13 protein-coding genes are annotated in these 24227 nt (G+C 43.3%); 5 read left to right on the forward strand and 8 right to left on the reverse strand.

Annotated features, from left to right (window positions below; all coding sequences use genetic code 11):
* Nucleotides 1–237 precede the first annotated feature (237 nt).
* Entirely contained in the window at nucleotides 238–2835 is a 2598-nt protein-coding gene (locus RT138_RS12205) for a TonB-dependent receptor (RefSeq protein ID WP_313190910.1), read from the forward strand.
* A gap of 48 nt (nucleotides 2836–2883) precedes the next feature.
* Here the strand turns inward: RT138_RS12205 and RT138_RS12210 are convergent, their stop codons facing one another.
* The 8 genes from RT138_RS12210 to RT138_RS12245 all read right to left on the reverse strand — a co-directional run bounded on the left by RT138_RS12210 (nucleotide 2884) and on the right by RT138_RS12245 (nucleotide 13942).
* Complete coding sequence (locus RT138_RS12210) at nucleotides 2884–3339, reverse strand: hypothetical protein (RefSeq protein ID WP_313190911.1); 456 nt, start codon at nucleotides 3337–3339, stop codon at nucleotides 2884–2886.
* Nucleotides 3340–3474: 135 nt separating this feature from the next.
* The gene (locus RT138_RS12215; protein WP_313190912.1) at nucleotides 3475–4869 is read right to left on the reverse strand and encodes an aldehyde dehydrogenase family protein; all 1395 of its coding nucleotides are present in this window, start codon (nucleotides 4867–4869) and stop codon (nucleotides 3475–3477) included.
* 40 nt (nucleotides 4870–4909) lie between these two features.
* Complete coding sequence (locus RT138_RS12220; RefSeq protein WP_313190913.1) at nucleotides 4910–5950, reverse strand: SO2930 family diheme c-type cytochrome; 1041 nt, start codon at nucleotides 5948–5950, stop codon at nucleotides 4910–4912.
* 14 nt (nucleotides 5951–5964) lie between these two features.
* On the reverse strand, nucleotides 5965–7239 hold the full coding sequence (locus tag RT138_RS12225; RefSeq protein WP_313190914.1) for a parallel beta-helix domain-containing protein: 1275 nt from the start codon (nucleotides 7237–7239) through the stop codon (nucleotides 5965–5967).
* Nucleotides 7240–7262: 23 nt separating this feature from the next.
* Nucleotides 7263–10016 carry a carboxypeptidase-like regulatory domain-containing protein gene (locus RT138_RS12230; protein ID WP_313190915.1) on the reverse strand — a complete coding sequence of 918 codons (2754 nt, stop codon included), beginning with the start codon at nucleotides 10014–10016 and terminating at the stop codon, nucleotides 7263–7265.
* 78 nt (nucleotides 10017–10094) lie between these two features.
* Nucleotides 10095–10694 (reverse strand): TetR/AcrR family transcriptional regulator, encoded by a 600-nt coding sequence (locus tag RT138_RS12235; protein ID WP_185212838.1) that lies wholly within the window; start codon nucleotides 10692–10694, stop codon nucleotides 10095–10097.
* Nucleotides 10695–10881: 187 nt separating this feature from the next.
* Nucleotides 10882–12543 carry an FAD-binding dehydrogenase gene (locus RT138_RS12240; RefSeq protein ID WP_313190916.1) on the reverse strand — a complete coding sequence of 554 codons (1662 nt, stop codon included), beginning with the start codon at nucleotides 12541–12543 and terminating at the stop codon, nucleotides 10882–10884.
* Nucleotides 12544–13054: 511 nt separating this feature from the next.
* Nucleotides 13055–13942 carry a PKD domain-containing protein gene (locus tag RT138_RS12245; RefSeq protein WP_313190917.1) on the reverse strand — a complete coding sequence of 296 codons (888 nt, stop codon included), beginning with the start codon at nucleotides 13940–13942 and terminating at the stop codon, nucleotides 13055–13057.
* Nucleotides 13943–14198: 256 nt separating this feature from the next.
* On the opposite strand from RT138_RS12245, the gene RT138_RS12250 reads away from it, so the two are divergent.
* From RT138_RS12250 to RT138_RS12265, 4 genes are all read left to right on the forward strand, one after another.
* The gene (locus RT138_RS12250; RefSeq protein ID WP_313190918.1) at nucleotides 14199–18323 is read left to right on the forward strand and encodes a two-component regulator propeller domain-containing protein; all 4125 of its coding nucleotides are present in this window, start codon (nucleotides 14199–14201) and stop codon (nucleotides 18321–18323) included.
* A gap of 336 nt (nucleotides 18324–18659) precedes the next feature.
* Entirely contained in the window at nucleotides 18660–19919 is a 1260-nt protein-coding gene (locus RT138_RS12255; RefSeq protein ID WP_313190919.1) for a family 16 glycosylhydrolase, read from the forward strand.
* Between the two features lie 69 nt (nucleotides 19920–19988).
* A complete protein-coding gene (locus RT138_RS12260) occupies nucleotides 19989–20903 on the forward strand; it encodes a hypothetical protein (protein ID WP_313190920.1) in 915 nt (304 codons plus the stop codon).
* A gap of 152 nt (nucleotides 20904–21055) precedes the next feature.
* Nucleotides 21056–23962 (forward strand): triple tyrosine motif-containing protein, encoded by a 2907-nt coding sequence (locus RT138_RS12265; protein WP_313190921.1) that lies wholly within the window; start codon nucleotides 21056–21058, stop codon nucleotides 23960–23962.
* The last annotated feature ends 265 nt before the right edge of the window (nucleotides 23963–24227 follow it).

Below are 24227 nucleotides of genomic sequence, written 5' to 3' on the forward strand. Positions count from 1 at the left end.
TTGTTTTGTAAAACAAACGACAGTCATAATGAAGAGCAAGAAATCAACCCTCAAAACCTTAACAAAAAACAACAGCAACAATAAGCAACGTAAGTTCAGCATTGATTCTGAACGAATGTGTAGCGAAACTATCTTCCCCCAATAGGATTAAAGCGGGAATGGAAAAACATTTCCGCTAATCCAACCTTTTAAGGCTCCTATTTAACTGGAGTAACTATCAACCCTAATACTTATTTCATGATTTTTAAGAAAACTTTTAGCTTTCTAAGCCTTGCTATTGCCTTTTTTGTAAGCAACAACGCCAGCATAGCACAAGAAATACCCCAAGCGATCATCAATGCCACCCTAAGAGGTACCGTTTTGGACTCCATCAGTGGAGAACCTATTCCGGATGTGACGTTACAGTTGGACGGCGTAACTCACCAAGTGAAAACGGATGAAAATGGTGAATTCCATTTTGTTACTGGGCAAAAACTGCCTTTTAAGCTTATCATATCAAGGATAGGCTATCAAAAGAAACGGATATCGGTCAACCAATCTCCTGCGACCATCCTTTTAAAACCGAGCCTAGAAAAACTGGACCAGATTGTGGTGACCTCCAGGAGACGGAAGGAACAGATTCAGGATATCCCGATTCCGATAACGACCATAAATGCAGCAACCATAGATGATGCCTCGGCATTCAACGTCAATAGGATCAAGGAATTGGCCCCCACTGTCCAGCTTTATGCTTCCAACGCCAGAAATACGACACTCAATATCCGAGGCCTGGGTTCTACCTATGGCTTGACCAATGATGGCATTGATCCAGGTGTAGGATTCTATTTAGATGGTGTTTATCTGGCTAGACCTGCGGCAACTTGGTTGGATTTTATCGATATAGAACAGGTAGAGGTATTACGTGGGCCGCAAGGAACCCTTTTCGGTATGAACAGCACCTCAGGAGCTTTTAATGTAACATCAAAACCCGCAGAATTCACTCCCGCAGCGAACTTTGAATTGAGTTATGGAAATTATGGTTTCCTGCAAGGCAAGGCCTCCCTGACAGGTCCTATCAGCAATAAATTAGCTGCCCGAATTTCCTTCTCAGGAACCCAAAGAAATGGCACCTTGCACAATGTCAATACCAATCGAGCGATCAATAACATGAATAACTTAGGCCTGAGGGCACAATTACTCTATAAGCCTAACGATAGAGTCAACATCAGTCTTGCTGCCGACAAGAGCATTCAAAAGCCTGATGGTTATGGTTGGGGTATTGCGGGAGTGGTAGAAACACAGCGCGCAGATTATCGTCAATTCAATGCTATTATCAAAGATTTGGGTTATGAACAACCCTATCAAAATGCCTTTGAAAGAAAGGTTGATCTAAATACGCAGTCTAAGGCTGACAATGAACTGGGCGGCATTTCCTTGAATGCAGACATCAAAATAGGGAATGGAACCCTAACTTCTACGACAGCTTGGCGCTATTGGAAATGGGTCCCTTTGAATGACAGGGATTATATTGGCCTACCTGTGTTTACCATCTCTGCCGGTAATTCGGCCCACGATCAATACTCCCAAGAGTTTCGTTATTCGGGTAAAATAAGGGAAAACATCGATTTGGTGGTCGGGCTATTCGGATTATATCAAGATCTGAGGACAGACCCGGTCCATACCGAAGAAGCTGGATCTGCACTCTGGCGATTTGCCCAGAACAGCAACAGCGATCTGTGGAGTACGCCGGGTTTGTTTGACAACTTCGGAATCAAGACCAAATACGGCATCAAAACAACCAGCTTGGCTGCATATTCACAATTAGACTGGGCAATCACGGAAAAGCTCCATCTCCTTCCGGGCCTTCGTTATAACTACGATAAGAAGGAAGCCAATTACGATCGAAAGACCTATGGAGGCCTACAGACTGATGATCCAGCATTAGTAGCCCTCAAAAACACTGTCTATACCAACCAGTCTTTTGTTACCGATGCTTCCGCCGGCAATCTATCAGGTCAGTTATCTGTACAATACAAGTGGAACCGAAACCTGAATGCCTTCGCTACCTATGCCATAAGCTACAAGCCAGTAGGCATCAATGTTGGTGGATTACCTACAGCCAAGGGCGAAGTGTTACTAGACCTCGCAAGGGTAAAGCCGGAAGCCGTCAACCATAAAGAAATAGGATTGAAATCAAGTCCCAGCAGAAATTCCATTCTTAACCTGACCCTTTATCAAACAGACATCAAGGATTACCAAACACTGGTGCAGACGCCAGAACCTGGCGTAAACCGAGGTTATCTAGCCAATGCGGAAAAGGTGAGTGTGAATGGGGTAGAACTGGACGGGAGCCTGCGTGTAGGGAATTACCTCAGGATCAATGCCGCTGCGGCCTATACAGATGGGAAATATGTGAAATTCACCAACGCCCCGGTTCCATTGGAGGAAGTCGGAGGCCCTGAAGCTTTTAAGGACATTTCCGGAGGAAGATTGCCAGGCATTTCAAAATGGTCGACTTCCCTTGGCGCTGAACTGAGCCAAAAAGGAAGTTTGATTGGTCTGGAAGGCTCATTCTTCTTAGGCTCTGACCTCTTCTATAGATCCGAGTTCTCATCAAGTCCCTCCCCTTCCCAATACTTGAACATCGATGGGTATGCCCTATTAAACGCCCGATTGGGATTCAAAGCGGAGAACGGAATCTCCCTTTCTATCTGGAGCCGCAACCTTACGGACAAAAACTATTACGAACAGTTGCTTGCCGCACCTGGTAGTTACGGGCAATACGCCGGTATCATCGCTGACCCAAGGACCTACGGCCTGACCATAAGGTACAATCTGAAAAGTTTCTCTAAATAAATAGGTTATCGATTGGACCTAGCCAACCCCAAAAGGCTAGGTTCTTTTTTACTGCCCTTTGAACCTTATGGTATAATGACCATCAAAAGGGTCACCCTGCATCAGGCTTTCTCCGATGACCAATTTATAGGTTCCCTTTTTATCCAAGTTATACTGAACATCCTTCCCAAATGGACCATCGGTATTGTTATCCGGCAGGACAATCAGATTAAAACGGATATTTCCGGGCTTGTCGCTGTGCAATTCTGCATCGATCTGTTTAAATTCCTTACTATCAAAACTGATGGTATCGGATATTTTAGATATTTTATGAAGACTGATGGAATCCCAGCTGGACTTAAGCTCTATGGCCTTCTCAGTTAGATCTGCATGGGTACTATCCAAAGTTTCCGGAACAACTTGAACGCTATCAACTGCCGGAGTAGCATTATTGGCTTCTTGCTTTGGGTTATTGCAGCTTGCTAGAAATAGCGCTAATGGAACAATAAATAATATAGATTTCATTTGATGTCGTATTATAGATTCACCGAATAGAACAACAGAAACTATTCCAAGGTTTTATAATAAAGAAAGAAGCCTCCAATAATGCTTGGAGACTCCCTCAATCAATTAAACCTACTAACTAACGATCAAGCTCTTTTACATCCATCTTTTCAACAGCTTGAATATGGACTCTTTACCTTGGTATGGTGGATAGATCATTTTAGAAAATGAGAATTTCGTTTGTTTCATAATGGCTCTTTCATGTGAAAAGGCCTTAAATCCATAGAATCCATGACAGCTCCCTATACCACTGTGGTTTACCCCTCCAAAAGGCAGATTAGGATTTGAGACCTGGATCAGCACATCATTGATACAGACAGACCCCGAACTGCAGTGTTTCAGCAAGGTATCGGTAAAAGAATTGCTATCAGAGAAAATATACATCGCCAAAGGTTTAGGCTTGGAGTTGATATGGTCTAGCACTTCCTGTAGGTCATCATATGGAATGACAGGTAGCACTGGGCCAAATATCTCCTCTTCCATGATCTTACTTTCCTGGGCTACATCTGTGAGCAATACTGGCGATATAGACTGTTGGTCTTCGCCTTCCGCTTGCCATAATACCTTGGCATCCCGCATCAATGCATCATCGAGGAGCCCTTCAATCCGTTGTTGGTGCCTGCTATTGATGATCTTTGCATAACGCTTATAATCAAGGGTACCATCTGAATAGAACAATTCCCGACAGGCTTCCTGAAAAGCTTGGTTGAAAGCATCGATGGACCCCAGGGGAATATAGAGGTAGTCTGGTGCGATGCAGGTTTGCCCGGCATTGATCAACTTGCCCCAAGCAATTTTAAGGGCGGCCGCCTTGAGGTCATAATCCTCCGCAATGATGACCGGCGATTTACCACCCAACTCCAGCGTGACGCTCGAAAGATGTTCCGCCCCTGCTTTCATGACAATCTTACCAACCTCGGGATTGCCCGTGAAAAATATCTTATTGAATGGCAGTTTAAGTAATTCCGTTGCCAGTTCTTTTTCCCCCAATACACATTTCACCTCCTTTTCCGGGAAAGTTTCGCTGATGAGATCCCGGATAACTTCAGAAGTCCTCGGACTATATTCCGATGGTTTCAATATCACCGAACAGCCTGCAGCAATTGCAGAAACCAACGGGCTCATGCTCAGTTGAAAGGGATAATTCCAAGGCGATATAATCAAAGAGGTGCCCAAGGACTCATACTGAATCCAGTTTTTCGACAAAAAACTGGTCAATGTATGGGGTTTCCGCTTCTTTCTCATCCAGGAAGGAAGTCGCTTGATCGCAAAATCAATTTCACTATAGATAAAATACACCTCGGTCAAAGCAGACTCAAAAGCATTCTTCCGCAGGTCTGCATCCAAAGCCTCAAAAATGCGGTTCTCAAACTTTAAAATATTAGCCTTCAACCGTCGCAGCTTAGCGATGCGTACGCTTGCAGAACTCATACGAAGCTCCTGTTGATGCTCTTGCTGAACATCAAACAATTGTAGAATTGAATCATTCATTATTCTAATTCTTTATGCTGATTTTCTTAATAGTTCTTGATTACAAATGCTTTATCCAATCTTTTATTAATTCCACACCTTCCGTATGGATCATCGATCGCGCAAGCTCAGGCATGGCCGTTCCGGGTTCCGTGCTGTTCATCCTATAATACAAGATAGACTTATCTGGAGAACCGGGCACAAGGTCAAAATCCAAGCCCCCAGCTCCAGAACCTGCTGAAACCGGACCCTTATGGTAGCCCAATCGTACTGTATCCGTTTCGGTATATTCCAGGAACAATCCCGTATTGAAAGCATCCCCACCTCTACGGTGGCAATGGCTGCAGTTAATGTCAAGGTATGCCCTAGCGCGCTTCTCAAGGCTGAAATTCGCTTTATCTAACCAATTTGGCAAAGCTTCAACCTCCTTCAGGTCCGGTAAATTTTCCAGATGGCCCTCCTTCGCTAACCAGACCAGTTGATTTTCGGTCTGACCCGCTCGGGTATAATTCATGTTCCTTGCTTTTGGACCAATTGGCAATAGTTTTGAGTCCTTGATATGACAGCGCTTACAATCATTGGTATTAGGCACCATATAATTGGTCTTGTGCAATTTCCCCTCATCATCTTTCAGGCTGATAGGCAAGACAACACCACGGATAAATTTCACCGCTTCATCCTGTTTCTCATCCCACAGGTAATTCATCACCTTCCAATTATGGTCGGCAGGGTCCTTTACCAATAGCCTGGTTTCGATCATGATCTTTTCATCATTGCTGTTGCGATAGGCAAAATTCTTGATGATGATGGTCGAGTCTGGAAACTCCAATTCTTCATCGTCCACATACTTCATCTTGCTGCCTTCCGGCAAAACGATAAACCGATCTTTGATAGCATAATCTGAAAATAACGCACTGCTCAGGTCATAAGAAATCAATTCAGGATTAGGATTCAATTCCGAAAGCTTTCCTTTAAAGAAACCATAATCAGATAGTTTCTCCTTAAACTGGAATTCAGTAGGTGTATTTTGCTGTTTCTTACCTTGGTTTTGACATGCTTGAACCATGAAAACCAAGAGCAAGAAACAACTAGATATCTTCATCAAGTTAGACATGTCTACTTACATTCAAATGGTTGAACATTGCTGTTTGGTTTCCATTTCGCCGGATCTTTAACATTGGCGAAATCAGCATTCACAAACATATTTTCCCCTGGTTGGTTGATACAGACCTGATCAGGATTTGGCGTTGTTCCTTGGGTCATGATATTGCTGGTCACACCATCATATAGAATCGCTGGGATCCTCTTGTTCTTCCTGTTAGGATCGATTCCATTCATTTGCTGTTCAGTGGCAATGATCAACTGTCCCACCCTATGCTCATAGGCCGGTTTGGGAAATTCATTCCCCATGGTTATGGTATTGCCATAGATCTTGATATTGGTCGGGATCGGCGAATATTTATCATTGATTTTCTCTGCCGCCTTATCGTCTACGGTGAATCCAGAAGCGATGGTTACGGCCGAGCTATTATTATTGGTGATCTTGTTATCAAAGATCTCAACATCCGAAGTGGCCAAAATAATGACTCCGCTGCCCGGTGAGGCATTTCCCACTCCCCAGGAGGTACCGAAGCTTCCAGCTTTTGCAAAGTTCCTGAAGTTATTATCATGGATATTGTTGTTGTAAGCCTTGATCCTGCCGCCACGTTGGGACAGATCAGGAAGGTCGAATACCAAGAATCCAGCGGTATTGTCGTAGAATTCATTATCATAGACTTCCGCATCCGTTGAGTTCTCGATTTCACAACCGGCCACATTTTTGGCCGCCTTGCTGTTCCTTACGATTGCACCTTTGGTCTGCCCTACATAGATTCCCGCATCCGAGGCACCTTCTGCATAGCAGTTTTCGATCAGCACATTGCTGCATAGCACAGGATAGATACCATAACCTCCACTGGTCGAATCGGCGGTACTCCAGATCGCATGCAGCTCGGAAACCACGATATCCTTACCATTGTTTATCTTCAGGAGGTCCCCTTTGGAATCCCTGATTTCCATGCCCTGTATCTTGAAGTTGGTCACATCCGTAACACGGATCCCTTCACCCCCTTGCTTCTGGTCCTTAAAATTCAACTTCGTTTTCGTCGGCCCTGCACCGCGGATCAGGATATGGTTTACCTGAGCAATGCTCAAGTTCTGGAACTTATAGTTTCCTTCTTTCAGGAAAATCTCCGTACTGTCTTTTAGCGAGAGAAATGCTTCCTCGATCTTTTCTTCCTCCCCAGGGCCGAAACTCAATTGCGTTCCATAACCACTGGTCTTATCGGCCGAGTTTTTACAGCCGACCAACAGGGCCAAACAGAAGATTGCAACTATTGAAATGCTTTTCATGTGATTTGTTTTTTTGGTTAATCTTAAAAAATATTATAGGCATAGCTAACGTAATACATCGCTCCGATTCTCGGGTTAGCAATACCGGTAGTGTAGTATTTGTTGGTAATATTGGTCCCTCCGATGCGGATTCCCGAACGTGCTTTCAGGATCTTATAACTAATCTGCGCATCGATGACAGTCGAAGATGGAATCTGGCCTTCGCCCAATCCTCCTGCTGCTGCATAATGAAACCCTGGTTTATACCTTAAGGTAGTATTAAAAGACCAAACTTGTTTCTTTCCGAATCCACTATTTCCAAATTCCATGTTGACATGGTAGTTTGGCGTATTGAAATTGTTGATCTGGCTATTGTTTTTATTCTTCAGGAAGTCAGAGTAGTAATTCACTTTCGTCAAAAAGTTCTTGCCTAGATCCACGCTCACACTGGCAGCATAACCATAGGTATTCACCGTTTCACCACCATTGAAAGCCATGTTGTAGGTCACATATTTGCTTTGGTCCTTAAATGCATTCACATCATCGGTACCTGGGCTATTCACCACATTCGCGTAGCCAATAAAGTTTTCCCAGGTAGAGAAATAGCCTAATACATCAAACATGACACGCTTCGCAATCAATGCAGCATAACCAACTTCGAAAGAATTGACCGTTTGCGGCTTGATATCATCGTACTCAAATTTCTTTAGCACAGTTGGATCATTGGTTTGCTGGAATTCCTGGACACTCGCCAAAGTATATGGCGGAAATTCGTTGAAGTGATAATGTTCATTCAACAACAAGTTCGAACCACCGGAAGAATAACTGTTATAACCATTCATGGTATTCTGCAAAGCCTGAATATTAGAAGGGAAACTATAGGCATTCTGATAAGAGAACCTCAGGTAATTCTGATAAGCTGTCTGGAAGACCGCCGACGCTCTCGAGGTCAACCTTGGCTTGCCGAATAGGGTATTCTTATCCAAACGGAAGGACGTATTCAGGGTCAAACGATCATCGACCAAACGTTTCCCAAGGGATAGATAGCCACTATATTCCTTCACGTTGATCGGTTTGTCCATATCAGGGAATAGGGTGTTTTTGGAGTTCAGGCTATACAGTCTCCAGTTTACACCGGCGATCACATCCAAAAATGGGATCAGCTTTCTGAAATTATACTGGAATTCCGCGTTATACAGTTTTGAGCGATCCAAGAAAAGTGTTCCACCCTCCGAGATCGGTGTTTGGGAAATCTGTTTTTTCAGGGCATTAAATCCTTCAGAGCCTTCTACCAATCTTCCTTGATCAGCGAATTGCCTAGCGGCAATATGGGCCGCTTGCATATCCGAACCGGTTGCCAATGCTGTCACCAAGGCTTCGGTATATTCAGGGTACCATCCCCCTACGTTGCCATCATAACTTACTTTCCAACCCTCATTGATCAACTGCGAGGTCGGTCCGGCAATCAGCGTATTCCCAGAATTTTCACGGGTGGTATAGGCCCTCACGAACCAATCTTCACTCTTCAGTTCCAATCGGTACTGTGCCACCTTGAAATCATTGATCTGATAACGGGTATCATTGGTATACACGATGTTCCCAGTACCAAAGGTTCCTGATGCGATGGCCTCTAAATCGGAATTAATCTTATAGCGAAGCTCCGTGTTCACCTTAAACATATTGGCATTATTGTCCAGATAGCCCCATTCAGGGTATCCCGTACGGGCCACATAGTTTGGCTTTGCCAACATCGGCTCGATCAAGGGCGTCAAATCCGGATTCCCCATCATCGCCGCGAATAAGAAAGGGTTGATATCTGTAGATGTTGCACTTCCGTTCATATTGATACCATTGTAATTCGGATCCACATCAGGACCTCCAGGTCCATTCTTGTTCTGCATATCATTGGCTACCCAATCATTTGCTTTCGAATACTGTGCATTGATCTTATAGGCAAATTTATCGTTGACGGTATTGGCATATCGGATGACCCAATCGTAAACCGGCGATGCCGATACGGGGTCATTGTTCTTTTTGCTGTTGACATGGTTTACCCCTTGGGTCACCAAAACGCTTAAGCCTTTATACTTAAACGGATCTTTCCCCGTCATCACCATGGTTCCGTTCAACCCCCTGGAACCATAGAGCGCCGATGAAGCTCCTGATAATAATTCGATATTGTCTACATCCAATTGCGTAAGCCCGATAACCGATCCTAACGGGAAGTTTAATCCCGGAGCCTGGTTGTCCATTCCGTCAACAATCTGGGTAAAGTTGGTATTACCACTGGTATTGAATCCCCTGGTCGTTACCGACGTAAAACCCAAGCTGGACACCGTAACATCCACCCCACGTAAGCCCTGCACCATATCCATATAGTTGATCTGGGGCGAGTTCTGCACATCTTTGGTACTGATCTGTTCAATGGTTACCGGAGAAGACAGTTTGGTCTGTACGGAACGGCTTGCCGAGACCACCACTTCCTGGGCTAAGGTAGAAGTTGGGACGAGGTCAATCAAAACAGGGCTCTGATTGTTTTCGACCAGCACTTCCTGCTTTTCATAGCCTATGGAAGAAATCAATAGGGTCAGGGGAAAGCCTTTGTTCAACCGCAGTTGAAAGTGGCCCTTATCGTCAGTAAAGGTTCCTGCACGATCATCTTTGACGCGAATAGAAATAGCCGTTGCGGGCTCTTGGGTAATCTGGTTTTTGACAACACCTTGGACAATCTGTTGGGAAATTGCGGCAAAAGGTGCAAGAAAGCAAATCACCAAAATTATGTAGGCAATTTTTCTCATGGTTATTTGGTTAGTTTATAATTCGTTACAATTACAAACAAGCTCCATAAACTCAATTACCTTGGGGATCTGCTTAGTCTATTTTATTCCTTCAAATATTAAAGTCACGAGGGTCTTTATGTCTTTAAGGCTCTGAGTATAGTCTATATTGGTTTCTCTCTTGAGAATAGCTTGTTGCTCAACATTATGCTTCAGCGCATCGGTGAAATTGATCAGTACGGAAGCCACTTCCTTTGGATCTTTCATCCTGATCTTCTTCTCCTGGATGGCCTTTTCCAAAAGGGCCGTCAAGAATTCCTTTTCACGATGCATCAGGGCATCATACAGTTCAAAAAATCTAGGCAGAAGCTTGTGCAAGGTCTCAACCGAAACGCGGTTCATATTCAACACCTGGGTGTAGTAATTGAACCTGGATTCCAGATAAAAGGCCACGCAATCCTCGATCTCGGTCTTCTCTGCTGTAGCTTCTTGTAGAGTTTGGATATATTTTTCTCCTTCGCGCAGGGCAACCTCGATAAATATGTCCTCCTTCTTTTTGTAATAATAATACAACGATGTTTTATTCAGCCCAACGGCCTTTGCAATATCTTCTAAAGTGGTTTTATCTAAACCATAGCGCTCAAAACATTCCATCGCGGCCTGTTCGATCCGACTCTTTACCTGTTCTCTTTTATTCATCGCTTGACTAAAGTTAAATAATAGTTTTTCATTTTTCAAACATTTTGTTAAAATATTTGAAAAACTAGTTGAACACATCCGTTTTTAAACAAAATTTCGATTATTGTTTTTAAAAATGCTCAAAAATCCACTGATTATCAAGGCTTCCGCTTGATATTTAGAAACTATTGTTGAGGAAGTTTTCTGTTTACCTATCCTGAGGCAAGTTAGCAATATAGTGCCCGACCATCTTTCCCGTGAAAATACAACCGCCCAAAAATGTACCTTCCAACGAATTGTAACCATGCATCCCGCCACCACCAAATCCAGCGGCTTCTCCTACCGCAAATAAGTTTGGAATGCAGGTTCCGGACTGATTAAATGCCTGTCCATTTAGATTGGTTTCTATCCCACCAAGGGTTTTTCGGGTCAGGATGTTCAACCGTACCGCAATCAAAGGGTAATGATTGGGATCTAATATCTTATGGGGTTTTGCCGTTCGAGCGATCCTGTCGCCAAAGTAACGACGGGTATTCTGTAGATAGCTGACCTGAAAATCCTTGCTGAACTTATTGTCCAATTCCAGATCCCGCGCTTCAACCATAGCACGCACATCTTCCAGCTTCAAGAGGTTTTCACCACTGAGCATGTTCATGCGCTCCACAAGTTCTTCGATGGAATCTGATACAATAAAATCCTTCCCATGCTCCTTAAATGCTTCCACGGGCGCGGTCGCTTTTTTTCCAAAGAGCCTCTTCACGATCAGCTTATAGTCCTTGTTGGTCAGGTCTGGGTTTTGTTCCGATCCCGATAAGGCAAATTCCTTTTTGATAATACTTTGGTTCAATATAAACCAGGAATAGCTTTTCCCTGTACCTTGTATATGTTTAAGTGTTCCCAGCGTATCGAATCCCGGATAATATGGCGCCGGCAATCGCTTTCCATAGGCATCCAACCAAATCGATGAAGGTCCCGGAAGGATACGGATACCATGATTTGGCCAGATGGGCGCCCAGTTCTCCAGACCTTCCGTATAATGCCACATTCGGTCCTTATTGATCAAGCGGACGTTGGCTTCTTCTGCCGCTTGCAACATCTTGCCATCCACATAGGCCGGCACACCACAGACCATCCTTTCCGGAGCGGTACCCAATCTCTCTGGCCATTGCTTCTTCACCATCTCCAGATTCGCCCCGATTCCACCACTGGCAATAACCACCCTGTTTACCTCAAACTCAAAAGAGCCGATAACCTCTCTGTTACTTGCCTCCCCTCTTTCTGCATCATCTTCCTGCAATTGATTGCCGAACAGCTTGATCGTATCATCAGAAACCAACTCCATTCTGTTTACCTGATGCCTAAACTTAAACTCCAATAAACCTTTCTTCTCCATTTCTAGGGCATATTCTACAAAAGGCTTCACTACCCCAGGACCTGTTCCCCAGGTGATATGAAATCGAGGGACCGAATTCCCATGTCCCTGTGCCCGGCCATCTCCTCTTTCAGCCCAACCCACAATCGGGAAGAACCGCATCCCCAAACCCTTGACATAGGCATACTTCTCCTGATGGGCAAATTTCAGGTAAGCCTCTGCCCATTGCCTTGGCCAATGGTCCTCCGGTCTATCAAATGCTGCACTCCCCATCCAGTCTTGCCTTGCCAATGCAAAGGAATCCTTTACCGAAAGCCTTCTTTGCTCGGGTGAATCGATAAAGAACAGGCCCCCGAAAGACCAGAATGCTTGACCGCCCAAGTTATTCCTGTTCTCTTGATCCAACATAATGACCTTTTTGCCGGCTTTAGTGATCTCATAGGCCGCAACTAAACCCGAAAGGCCAGTTCCAATGATTAGGGTAGTGGATTGGCTCATAATTGATTTTTTAAGAAAGATAGGAAAAATTATCCTTAGATATAAAAGGGCTAAACCGCTAATTTTTTTGGTTCTCCGTATAAGTCTATCATAGCTTTTAATCCCTTTTCTAATATTTAGACCAATTGCTGCAGGACCACACAAGATGTTCCACGGAGAACATGCAGGCACCAGCAGACATAACCTACTAATAATGAATAACTAAAAAACCAACCTTCAATCCCAGCATGTTCACAACAACATATTGGGCATAAAGCTTTCCATTTGGACCTTGTTTTACCCATATTCGGGAATCATCTCAGCACGGCCGAACTGCCTCGATTCATTCTGCTATCGAACCTGAGCATTTCCCGAATGTGTCTCGAATGAGTCTCGAATAAAACCCCTATAAACGCAGGAAAATCAATGCTAAAAATCTGGTCATTTGCAGGGCAAAAATTAGCCTAAAAAAAACAAAAGCCCAACTGTTCAAAAACAGTCAGGCTTTCCTGCGAGCATTGATGAAACTTAATTAATTAACTAGCATTATATCTATTTTGGGCAATCCAATCGACAATCGACCTACCTGAAACGCCATTGCGTTTTGGCTAGATTCGGTTTGCAATTGCCATGCAACATAATATTCTTCCAAATTGGGTTTATCCACTTTAAATTGGGTGGTATAGGGACCATAAAGTTGTGACTGATCTCTATCTTTTAAAACGGGTGAAGGATTGGCTCCTGCCGGCTCAGCGTCTACGCGATGTAAATGAAAAATCATTGCAGTATCTTCCACATATAGAACCGAATTGGATCGATACGGGTTATTCTCTTTGGTATCTGAATATCTTTTCGGATAGGCACGACATTGCTGGCCCTGTTTACCTACGTAAACGATTTTTTCTGGATCAGTGGCGTCTCCCCATGATCCTATTTTGCCATCCTTCGTAAAGTCATCATAGAATATCTGTTTCCACTCTGTACCTATATCACCAAAAGGTACAGGTTGGCCAGATACACGGCTGTTGGAAGTGCCTGAAGAGCTATTGACATCGATGGTTTTCTTGTCGGTTTCTCCTTCGGCATTGGGAATGGTAAGTGTTACCTTATAGATTCCAGCAGTTTTGTAGGTATAGGTTGGGTTTTCCTCACTTGATTTTCCGGTTTTGTCGCCAAAGTCCCACGATAAGGAGCTATAATTTTGGGATTCATTATTGAAATGGACCGAAATCTTCGCATCCTTATCTATTTCAAATGAAAAATTGGCCTTCAGTGCTTTTACTTCTTCCACTTCCCCCTCAGTGTTGTTACACGAATGAAGGAATAATGGACAGGTAATAATAAAGCAGGCATTCAGCACAAAATTGTTCACCCTTTTCATTGTTTTCTTATAATGGCTATCAAATTCTTCTGGATCCATATTGGATATCCAAATTGAGTGAATTCAGGCTAGAACCCTTTGCTGTATGCGTTTTTCTTTTTGCTTGAATTGATATTTCCTTCCAGGATCAACGACAGATAAGGAAACAAACTGCTGGTTTATATTAATTGGTGAATGGCTAAAAAAGGAATAAATACAATGGATAATTTAAACTACTGTTTAAAACATTTATTATTAAATAAATTTTAATTTCATTATTTTTAAATGACCCATCCTAATTCATAGTGAAAAAAAAATGTACAAGTTCCTTACCTTTTTTTCAATCCTATGCCTGAGTTGTATTCACATATCGAGGGTTAGTTCACAAACCAAGACAAGGATTAAGTTTAGCCAGCTGAGCATTGAGGACGGGCTTTCCAGTAGCTCCATGGAAGCTATCGTGCAGGATAAAGATGGCTTTATCTGGTTTGGTACAGAGGATGGGCTAAACCGGTATGACGGGTATCAATTCCGGATATATAAGAACAACTATAAAGACCCACATAGTTTAAGTGACAATTTCATCCAGGATCTGTACATCGACCGACAGGGTCGGCTATGGGTCTCTACTTCCAATGGTTTAAACCTTTACGACACCTTAGACGACACCTTTACACCTTATTTCTTTAATTCGACGAAGGTCGGTAACAATATCCATGGGCTGGTTGAAGATCAAGCGGGCACGCTCTGGGTATCCAGTAATGAAGGTCTATTTACCCATTCCAAAAGGGAGCATAAATTCCAGAGGTATATACCCCAACATCCAGACCTCAAAGACGGTCCCAAGAATCAATTTGGGCTCCTTTACGTGGATAAGAAAAACAGGCTGTGGATAGGAACGCGGGAACATGGTCTTTATCTTAAGGCCACCAATGGCTCGATCAGTCGGGCAGAGCAGCATTATCCCTTATTGGACAAGATCAAGGAAGCACAGGCCATCCAGGAGGACCGGCATGGCAATATCTGGATCGGAACTTCTGGTCAAGGCGTATTCAAAATACAGTCCGGCAATCAGCGTGTTCATCAATATTTCCACGATCCATTGGACAACAGGAGCATCTCTAGCAATGTGATCAAAAGTTTGGAGGTGGACCGGCAAAACCAAGTTTGGATCGGCACAGAAAACGGCGGTCTTAATCTATATCTAGAAAGGGAAGACCGGTTCCATCATTATGAGAATCCACTCAGGAGTCTAAATGGCGTATCGCAAAAAACCATATCCTCAATTTTTGAGGATAGGCAGGGAAATATCTGGCTAGGGACTCATCGGTCCGGGATAAGTTATTTCAATCCCTTGATGGATAATTTTGAGTTTTACGGAGTTGGGATTCCATTTCGGGACTTAAGCTATAAGGATGTAAAGACATTTTTTGAGGATAGCGACGGAACCATCCTCATAGGGACCGATGGAGGGGGCTTGAACAGTTGGGACAGGAAAACCGATCGATTCCGCTATTACAGGCACAGTCCTACGGACGCAAACAGCCTCGGTTCGAATGCAGTCATGCATATCATGAAAGATCGTGAAGGCAATATATGGGTCAGTACTTGGGGTGGTGGCTTGAACTTGTTTGATCGAAAGGCGGGTAGGTTCAAACGGTTTATGCATGAGGACGGTAATGTGCTATCCATCAGTTCCAACTACGTTTGGCGGGTTTTTGAAGACAGCAAAGGTAACCTTTGGGTTGCAACCTCAAATGGCGGGCTAAATCTACTTAATCCTCAAAAGAGCAGCTTCAAAAAGGTCAATTGGACAAACCAGAATAACCCGAAGATAGGCATGGAACAGAGTTATTACAGTATAGAGGAGGATGCAGAAGGAAAGTTATGGCTAGGAGCAGATGGTGGGATCCTCCATTGCTATGATCCAAAAACCCAAAACCTAAAGGAATATAATTTCGCAGAGATCCCAAATTATCCCGCGTCTACCAATGCTGTAAGGGTAATTTATAGGGATAGCAAAAATAGGCTGTGGTTTGGTCAGGAGGGTTTATTCCTGTATGATCAAGCAGCTGATCGAATGGTCCCTGTGTTTCCTGAGTCAACCTTGAGGGATGAAGCTATACAGGGAATTCTGGAGGACGATCTTGGAAATCTGTGGATCAGCAGTAAAAACGGCTTGTTCCGTTACCATCTGCAGACCAAGGATATCAAGCACTTTAATTTAAATGATGGCCTTCAAGGCATGGAATTCGGCCCTAATACAGCCCTGAAGACCCGTGCTGGGGAACTGCTTTTCGGAGGTTACTATGGCTTCAATGTATTGGACCCAGGTCATATCGAGACCAACCTTGTTGCCCCAGATATTTATTTTACCGACTTTCAAATTTCGCATAAAAGCCAGAAACCCCATCAGGAACATTCTCCACTGACCCAACAGATTGCAGCAACCGAGGAGATTACCTTAGCCTATGATCAAGCAACTTTCACTATCGCCTATACGGCTTTGAACTTTATCGCTAGCCCTAAGAATCAATTTGCCTATAAGATGCTGGGCTTGGACAAGGATTGGCATTATGTTAAGGATGTCAGGTCGGCCACTTATACCAACCTGAGTCCGGGTGATTATATCTTTAAGGTCAAGGCATCGAACAATGACGGCGTATGGAATGAAGCGGGGAAAAGTATCAAGATCAATATCCTCCCTCCTTTTTGGCAGCGTTGGTGGTTTAAGGTGATTATCGCCAGCCTGGCGCTGGGTATAGCCAGTTTCTACCTGCTCTTATACCGCAACCTGGAAATCCGTAAGCTCAAGAGCTTGCAACAGGAAGAAATCCATGATGTACAATCGCAGTTCTTTACCAATATTTCTCATGAATTTAAGGCGCCACTTACCCTGATCATGGGTGCCTTGGAGAACATAAGGAGCAACCAGCATATAGAAAAAAGCCATCGCCTGATGGAAAAAAATGCGGAACGCCTTGCTGGTCTGATCAATGAAGTCATGGATTTCCAAAAGATTGAAAGTGGTCTGCGGACCTTGCAGGTAAGCCGGAACAATATGAACCTCCTGCTGAGCGACATCGCTGAGGATTTTGCGGAATTGGCCTTGCGGCGAAACATGACGCTGCAGCTCGAGCTACCCCAGATCCAGAAAATCGCCTATTGCGATAGAAAAGTTATTGAAAAAATCATGCTCAATCTGCTGAACAATGCCTTTAAGTTTTCTCCTGACCAAAGTACGGTCAGAATTTCACTGTTGAGCAGCCTTAAGTACCATCAGACCGGATTGGACCATCTGTTACAGATCAACCAAGCCCTTCCCAATGTGCATTATTGCCATATCCTGGTTGCCGACCAAGGAATCGGTATCCATAAAGAAGCATCCAAGGGGCTCTTTGAGCGCTTTTACAGGATTTCAAATGAACATATGGGTTCTGGAATAGGGCTTGCATTCGTCAAGAGCTTGGTGAGCCACCACCGCGGATATATCAATGTATATAGCCGAAAGGATGTCGGTACGGAAATCATTGTGAGCATTCCCTATCGGAAATCTGAATATCGGCCAGATGAGATTTCATATCAAGACAGTCCAGGATCGAAGGGGAATGAAGGACAGCTTTCCGCAAAGCAGGGAGACTTGAGCATTAATGTTAACGAACCTCAAAAGCATTTGCCTCGTGCTGAAAGGATCCTCTTGATTGATGATGACAGGGAACTGCGAACCTTTGTCAAGGAGAACCTGGAACAGGACTACGAAATATTGGAGGCTGAAAATGGTGAACAGGCTTTGGAAATGATGGAAAACCAGCTGCCTGGCCTGATCATAAGCGACCTGATGATGCCTAAAATGGATGGAATGGCGTTCTGTCAAACCTTGAAGGATACTCCAGCCTACAGCCATATCCCTATTATTATGCTGACGGCTAAGGAAGAGACAGCTACCCGGTTGGAAGGCCTGGCACATGGGGCGAATGTCTATCTGACCAAACCTTTCAGTATGCAATTGCTCAGGTTGACCATTGTGAATCTTTTTATGCTGGGAAAAAACCAGAAAGAAAGATATATGCTAGAATTCCAACGCTCTGCATTATCCATGGTTCAGCAAAAAAGAGAAGAAGTTTTTATGCATACGCTTATGGCTATTTTAGAAAAGCACTTGGACGACCCCCACCTCAAGGTGGAGGTTTTGAGTAGGGAAATGGGCATGAGCCAGTCAAAATTCTATAAAAAGATTAAGGAAATCACTGGAAATAATATATCAGAATATGTGCGCAAGGTCCGGATGGAACGCGCCCGGCAAATCCTGCTGAGCGAGGACACAACAATAACGCAGGTGATGTATCGGGTAGGGATTTCCTCGTCTTCCTATTTTACTTCAGCTTTTAAGAAAGAATTTGGGGAGACTCCTTCGGAGTATTTGAAGGGTGTGAAGGGGTGAGAAATAAGACATGAAACTATATTAAGACCTATCTAGCCCTGTTGAAGTAATAAAAATTTTACAAAACGTAACGTTTTTAAAATCAGCTATTTAAAATACACCTGTAGTGAATTTGTGTGAGTAATTAGCCTATAATTTACTCTCCAAACCTAATTCTGTAGTGACAATGTAGGGCCTTGATTTTACTCTCGCATAAAAGTTTTGTTGGAACTTTAATAATGGATTTTCCTATCTCGAAATTTTAATCCGTCTTGGGGAATACGGGCGGCATAGACCAGGGATTTTGAATAACCAATGATAAAGAAAATCACAATTAAACTATAAACCAAATTTATTATGAGAATCTTTCAAATTAAATGGACACAGAGCATCACATGGGCTATGTCCCTCTTTACATTGCTCGGAATGGTTTCCTGCGAAAAGGAAACTACAATCACTGAAAACCAAGTCGAAGAATTTAAAGCAACTGCACGCGCAGCTACCTACAGCTTGGTATGGTCTGATGAGTTCAATTACTCTGGCCAACCCAACAGTCAGAAATGGAGCCATGTCATCTGGAATCCAGGACAAGTAAACAATGAGAAACAGGCCTATACCAATCGGCTTGAGAACACGCGTGTTGAGAACGGAAACCTGATCATTGAAGCAAGAAGGGATTGGGGCAATGGACATGAGTACACCTCAGGCCGCTTAAACTCTAAGGCTGGCTGGACCTACGGCAGGATGGAAGCTCGCATTAAAATTCCTTCAGGTTGGGGAACATGGCCAGCTTTTTGGCTCTATCCAAATGATGAAACTAAATACGGCTGGAACAATACCACCAATTACTGGTGGCCAAACTGTGGTGAGATTGATATCTTGGAGCATGTGGGCAAGGACCAGAACAATATCCATGGTTCCGTACATAGCAGGGATTATTATTTCAGGATAGGTAACCAGCGCACTGGAAAAACCTATGTAGGCGATGCGACTTCGAATTATCACGTATATGCCGTGGAATGGTCTCCTGACCGCATCGACTTCTTTGTCGACAACAATAAATACTATACGGTACACAACGACTATACAGGTTGGGGTTCTTGGCCATTCAACCACGATTTCCACATTATCCTGAACCTAGCTGTAGGCGGAGATTGGGGAGGTGATCCTGATCCAAATATCTGGCCTAGAAGAATGGAAGTGGATTATGTTCGTGTTTATAAGATGGATAATACCTCATCTCCAATTGGTCGTACCATTACCCTAAAAGGTAGCAATAATCAGTTCGTTAGTGGACAAAACGGAACAAATCCCGTTATGTGTAACAGACCAAATGCACAAGCTTGGGAGCAATTTACGGTGGTTGATGCAGGAAATGGTAAGGTGGCTCTTCGCAGCATGAACAAATACCTTTCTTCCGAAAACGGACTTAAATCAATGACTTGTAGCCGAGACAACATCGGTGACTGGGAGAAATTCACCTGGGAGGTCATGCCTGATGGTAAGGTGGCCTTGAAAGGGAATAATGGAAAATATGTTTCCTCAGAAAATGGATTAAAAGAAATGACCTGCCAACGGGATTACCCGCAAGCTTGGGAAACCTTTACATATAATTAGTTAGAATTAATAAATTCCCAAAAAAGCCAGTGGTCCAATGGATCACTGGTGTTTTTGTTAACCTGATATATGCTCAATTACAGAATCATTTCTCTTTCTTTTTCCTTTCTATGGATCCTTATTCCTTCATTGGCTTTTACTCAAACCAATGATAGGCTTATTTTTGTGGGCAAAACCGGATTAAGGTTTGAAAGAATGGATTGGTCCATTGCTGGAAATCTTGAAGGAACGAACCCCAATATCAAATCAGAGCTGAAGTGGACAGAGTTGGTCATTGCAGACTTTGCCTTTGCTTCTCGATTTAAATTTACTCCTAGTTTCTCCATAGAAGCTGGAGGAAGTTTTGGAAAGACCCTAAGCGGCAATGTTTCAGATATAGATTATTTGGGAGATAATCGAACCAATCCTTCCTATCAACTCCATATAAAAAACAAGAAAGGCTCTGACCAGTCTTTTTATGGCCATCTATCTTATTCTTTTCAGCCAAGTGAATCTTTTGATATAGAGCCATTGATTGGATATAAGACTTCCTCGCATACCTACTGGTTGTCAGATGATGGAATCGAACAGGGAGGCAACACGTTAAACAGTTCCTATAAAACAAATTGGAAGGGACCATATGCAGGTGTCAACATGATTTATAAGCCAATGGAAAGGCTAGCCTTCCAAACAAACCTACAATATCATCAAATCAACTATCGCGCAGAGGGTAATTGGAACCTAATGACTCAATTTGCTCATCCAAAAAGTTTTGAACATACCGCAAAAGGGTATCAAGTTGCAGCATCGCTATCACCCTTGTGGACTGTCCATCAAAACGTAAGGTTACTCTTGGGCCTAAGCTACCATTACGGCCATACAGCTGATGGAAATGATTTGGCGTTTATGGCCGATGGAACGCAAGGATATACGCGTTTGAATGCAGTATCCAGAAGTTATTGGCAAGGTAGGATAGGCATAATTTTTAACTTCCTTGAAATTTAAGGAAGATCATAATCAGAAGGGAATCCATCCCTCAGTATGTCCTTGAATCCATCATTATGTACTATAGCATGCTGCAACAAACATTTTAAATATTTATTTTGTAATATTACATAGCGAATTTTAACCTATAGGTTATCCCCCAATACTTTTTTATGAACTATTGCTTTAGATTTCTATTTCTGATATTATTATTTATTTCACTGGATAGTTTTGCGCAGGGCACCATTTCTAAACCACAGATTTTCAATTATTCAAGCAGCATCTATAAGGGGGGATTGCAGAATTGGTGTGTGGCCCAAGACTCCAAAGGGGTCATGTACTTTGGGAACAATGAAGGTCTTCTATCCTTTGATGGCAGAAACTGGCGGATTCACCCACTTCCGAATGCCACTGTGGTTCGCTCGGTGGCCATTGACAAGAATGACCGGATATATGTAGGTGGACAGGATGAACTTGGTTATTTTGAAGGTGATGATAAAGGTATGTTGGTCTTCCATTCCCTGAAAGAGAAGCTACAGGAATCTGAGCGGTTTTTCTCCGATGTTTGGCATACGGAAATATTGGGAGATGACATCTTCTTCCATACCTCCCTGTATATCTTTAGGCTCAGCCATGACAAGATGATTGTCGATCGGGCCAAGAGCAGCTGGCAGTTCTTGGGACAGGTGAAGGGTGATATGTATGCCTATGAAGCCGAAATGGGCTTGATGCGGTATGAAAATGGCATCTGGAAATCCATATTAAAATCTACGGACATTGCCTCTGATGTGATTACGGATATCGTCAGTTATAATGCGGATACCCTCCTCATCTCTACTCTTCGGAACGGCCTGTATACTTATATCAATGGACAGCTTGCCCCGAAAATTATTAAAGGCTATACCAATCTCAATTCTTATCGTATTTCTTGTCTACAAGATCTTGAGAATGACCGATATGCAATAGGCACCAATTCTGGAGGATTATTTATCATCAATGCTTCTGGGGATGTGATGCAACATTACGTCTACAAGGGCGGTCTGCAGACCAATCATATACGAGCTATATTTACCGATAAAAACTCCAATCTATGGCTAGCAACCGATGATGGCATAGACTATATCACCATCAACAGCAGTGTTGGATATATACAGCCAGATCAAAACACAACAGTCAGCGCCTATTCGCACTTAATTTATGGTGGCCGCCTGTTTATAGGAACCTCAAATGGCCTTTATGCGACCGAATTGCTCAACGGCAATACAGGAAGGGATATTGGCATGTCTCAAGCTAATTTCAAAAAGATAGCGCATAGCGATGGACAGGTATGGTCATTAAATGAATTCAATGGCAGGCTTTTGATGGCTCATGAGGACGGAAGTTTTGAGATCAAGGGCGATCAGGCGAATGCGATCTATAGATCCATCGGGACATGGCTCCACAAAGCCACTACGCGGGTGCTGCCATTTGAGCGATTGATTGCGGGTACTTATGCGGGTTTATGGTTGATCGGGTTTGATGGCAATAATTTTAATGAGTTGGGCCATATCAACAAGTCCAATGAATCGCTGCGTTTCATTCATTATGATGATAATGCAAATGCCGTTTGGGTATCCCACCCCTACCGTGGAGTGTCGAAGCTATGGTTATCGAAAGATTTCAAGGAGGTCGTCAAGGAAAAATCATATACCCTTCCGGAGGCAGAGTCCTCTATCCTCCACAACTATCTGTTCTTTATCAAGAACAAGGTGATTGTCTGTAATCCCAACTATATCTATGAGTATGATGAAAAAGCCGATCAATTTGTAAAATCAACAGATTTTGCGGCATTAAATGGATTACCTATTCAGTACATGAAGGAAGACAAGTTTGGCAATATCTGGTTTGTCAGCAATAAACGGTTGAGCGTCCTGGATTATTCAAAAAGCAGTAAGCAGCATCCATTCATTCTCAATCACTTTCCTATGTTGAATGGGAAGATCTTAGGTGGATTTGAGTCCGTGTATGTACATGATCTAGAGAATGTCTTTATCAATGGGCAGAAAGGCGGGATTCTCCTAGACTATAAAGGTTATCTGGAGAAGGCCATCAAACCTAATGTATTGCTTCGGTTGATCAAGATATCGAATCAGGCCAAAGAGGAACAGGTCCTATACGGAGGAAATGGTAGCACTGCGGCTGAAGACCGGAAAATCCCCAATGCTTTCAATACCGTCCACTTTGAATTTAGCTCAACAAATTATGAGCAGCAGGAGCAGGTAGAATACAGTTACCTGTTGGATGGCTTGGAAACAAAATGGTCTTCTTGGAGCAACAAAGGGGAAAAGGAATACACGAATCTAGGGCCAGGAGACTATGTCTTTAAGGTCAAGTCCCGCAATGGAGTGGGCAATGAATCTGAAGAGGCGACTATTGCCTTTACCGTTGCTCCACCTTGGTACCTGCATCCCTTGATGTATGTGCTGTATGCCATTTTCTTTATCTCCTTCCCATTCTGGATTTTGGCCATGCAGCGTAAAAAACTGAGAAGGGTCCATCAGCAGGAACTTCAGCTTACCCAACTGGAGATCGAGAAAAAAGAAAAGGAAGTCATCAAGTTACGCAATCAAAACCTGGAGGCTGAAATAGGCTATATGGACAAGGAATTGGCCAATTTAACCATGAACATTATTCAGCGCGGTGAAGCCCTTGGCAAGATTAAGGAAGGGATAAACCGGTCCATGGAAGGCATAAAAGACGCGGAGCTGAAGAGCAATTTCAAGCAGCTGACCCGGATCATCCGTTCAGCAGAACAGACCAATGATGATTGGGAGAAATTCAATATACACTTCAATCATGCCAACGAGAACTTCTTTTTGCGCTTGAAGAAAGAGCATCCCGACCTGACCCAAAAAGAGCTGCAGCTATGTGCATTCTTAAGGATGAACCTGTCCTCAAAAGAAATTGCCCAGTTGATGCATGTTACAGCCAAGGCTGTTGAAGTAAGTCGGTATAGGCTTAGAAAAAAACTGAAGATAGACCCAGAAATCAACCTCTACAATTACCTTTTGGAATTTGCGAAGCCTGAAACACCAAATTAAGGTAAGGGAAATATTTGCCGGAACCCCCAAAATCGGAACAAATAGCACTGAGGGGAAACCGTAAATATACAGCGCTGATTATCAGCTGTTAACAATACCGATGTAGGGTAGCTGTAGTGTTCAAAACTGATGGAATGAGTCAAAAATTTCTCTGATGTAGTGGTAATTGTTTTACCTAAAAAATACACAATATTCTTCCCCACAATATCTTTGATTTATCATGAAAAGGCCATAACCAAGCCTGCATGATTTTTCAATTATATCA

Source organism: Sphingobacterium sp. (assembly GCF_032065005.1).
In the GTDB taxonomy this organism is placed as follows: Bacteria; Bacteroidota; Bacteroidia; order Sphingobacteriales; family Sphingobacteriaceae; genus Sphingobacterium.

Excerpts from the sequence above, each read along its gene's own strand:
- RT138_RS12225 (WP_313190914.1), bottom strand. The coding sequence starts at position 7,239 with ATGAAAAGCATTTCAATAGTTGCAATCTTCTGTTTGGCCCTGTTGGTC.
- RT138_RS12210 (WP_313190911.1), bottom strand. The coding sequence starts at position 3,339 with ATGAAATCTATATTATTTATTGTTCCATTAGCGCTATTTCTAGCAAGC.
- RT138_RS12250 (WP_313190918.1), top strand. The coding sequence starts at position 14,199 with ATGTACAAGTTCCTTACCTTTTTTTCAATCCTATGCCTGAGTTGTATT.
- RT138_RS12205 (WP_313190910.1), top strand. The coding sequence starts at position 238 with ATGATTTTTAAGAAAACTTTTAGCTTTCTAAGCCTTGCTATTGCCTTT.
- RT138_RS12245 (WP_313190917.1), bottom strand. The coding sequence starts at position 13,942 with ATGGATCCAGAAGAATTTGATAGCCATTATAAGAAAACAATGAAAAGG.
- RT138_RS12235 (WP_185212838.1), bottom strand. The coding sequence starts at position 10,694 with ATGAATAAAAGAGAACAGGTAAAGAGTCGGATCGAACAGGCCGCGATG.
- RT138_RS12230 (WP_313190915.1), bottom strand. The coding sequence starts at position 10,016 with ATGAGAAAAATTGCCTACATAATTTTGGTGATTTGCTTTCTTGCACCT.
- RT138_RS12220 (WP_313190913.1), bottom strand. The coding sequence starts at position 5,950 with ATGAAGATATCTAGTTGTTTCTTGCTCTTGGTTTTCATGGTTCAAGCA.
- RT138_RS12255 (WP_313190919.1), top strand. The coding sequence starts at position 18,660 with ATGAGAATCTTTCAAATTAAATGGACACAGAGCATCACATGGGCTATG.
- RT138_RS12265 (WP_313190921.1), top strand. The coding sequence starts at position 21,056 with ATGAACTATTGCTTTAGATTTCTATTTCTGATATTATTATTTATTTCA.
- RT138_RS12260 (WP_313190920.1), top strand. The coding sequence starts at position 19,989 with ATGCTCAATTACAGAATCATTTCTCTTTCTTTTTCCTTTCTATGGATC.
- RT138_RS12240 (WP_313190916.1), bottom strand. The coding sequence starts at position 12,543 with ATGAGCCAATCCACTACCCTAATCATTGGAACTGGCCTTTCGGGTTTA.
- RT138_RS12215 (WP_313190912.1), bottom strand. The coding sequence starts at position 4,869 with ATGAATGATTCAATTCTACAATTGTTTGATGTTCAGCAAGAGCATCAA.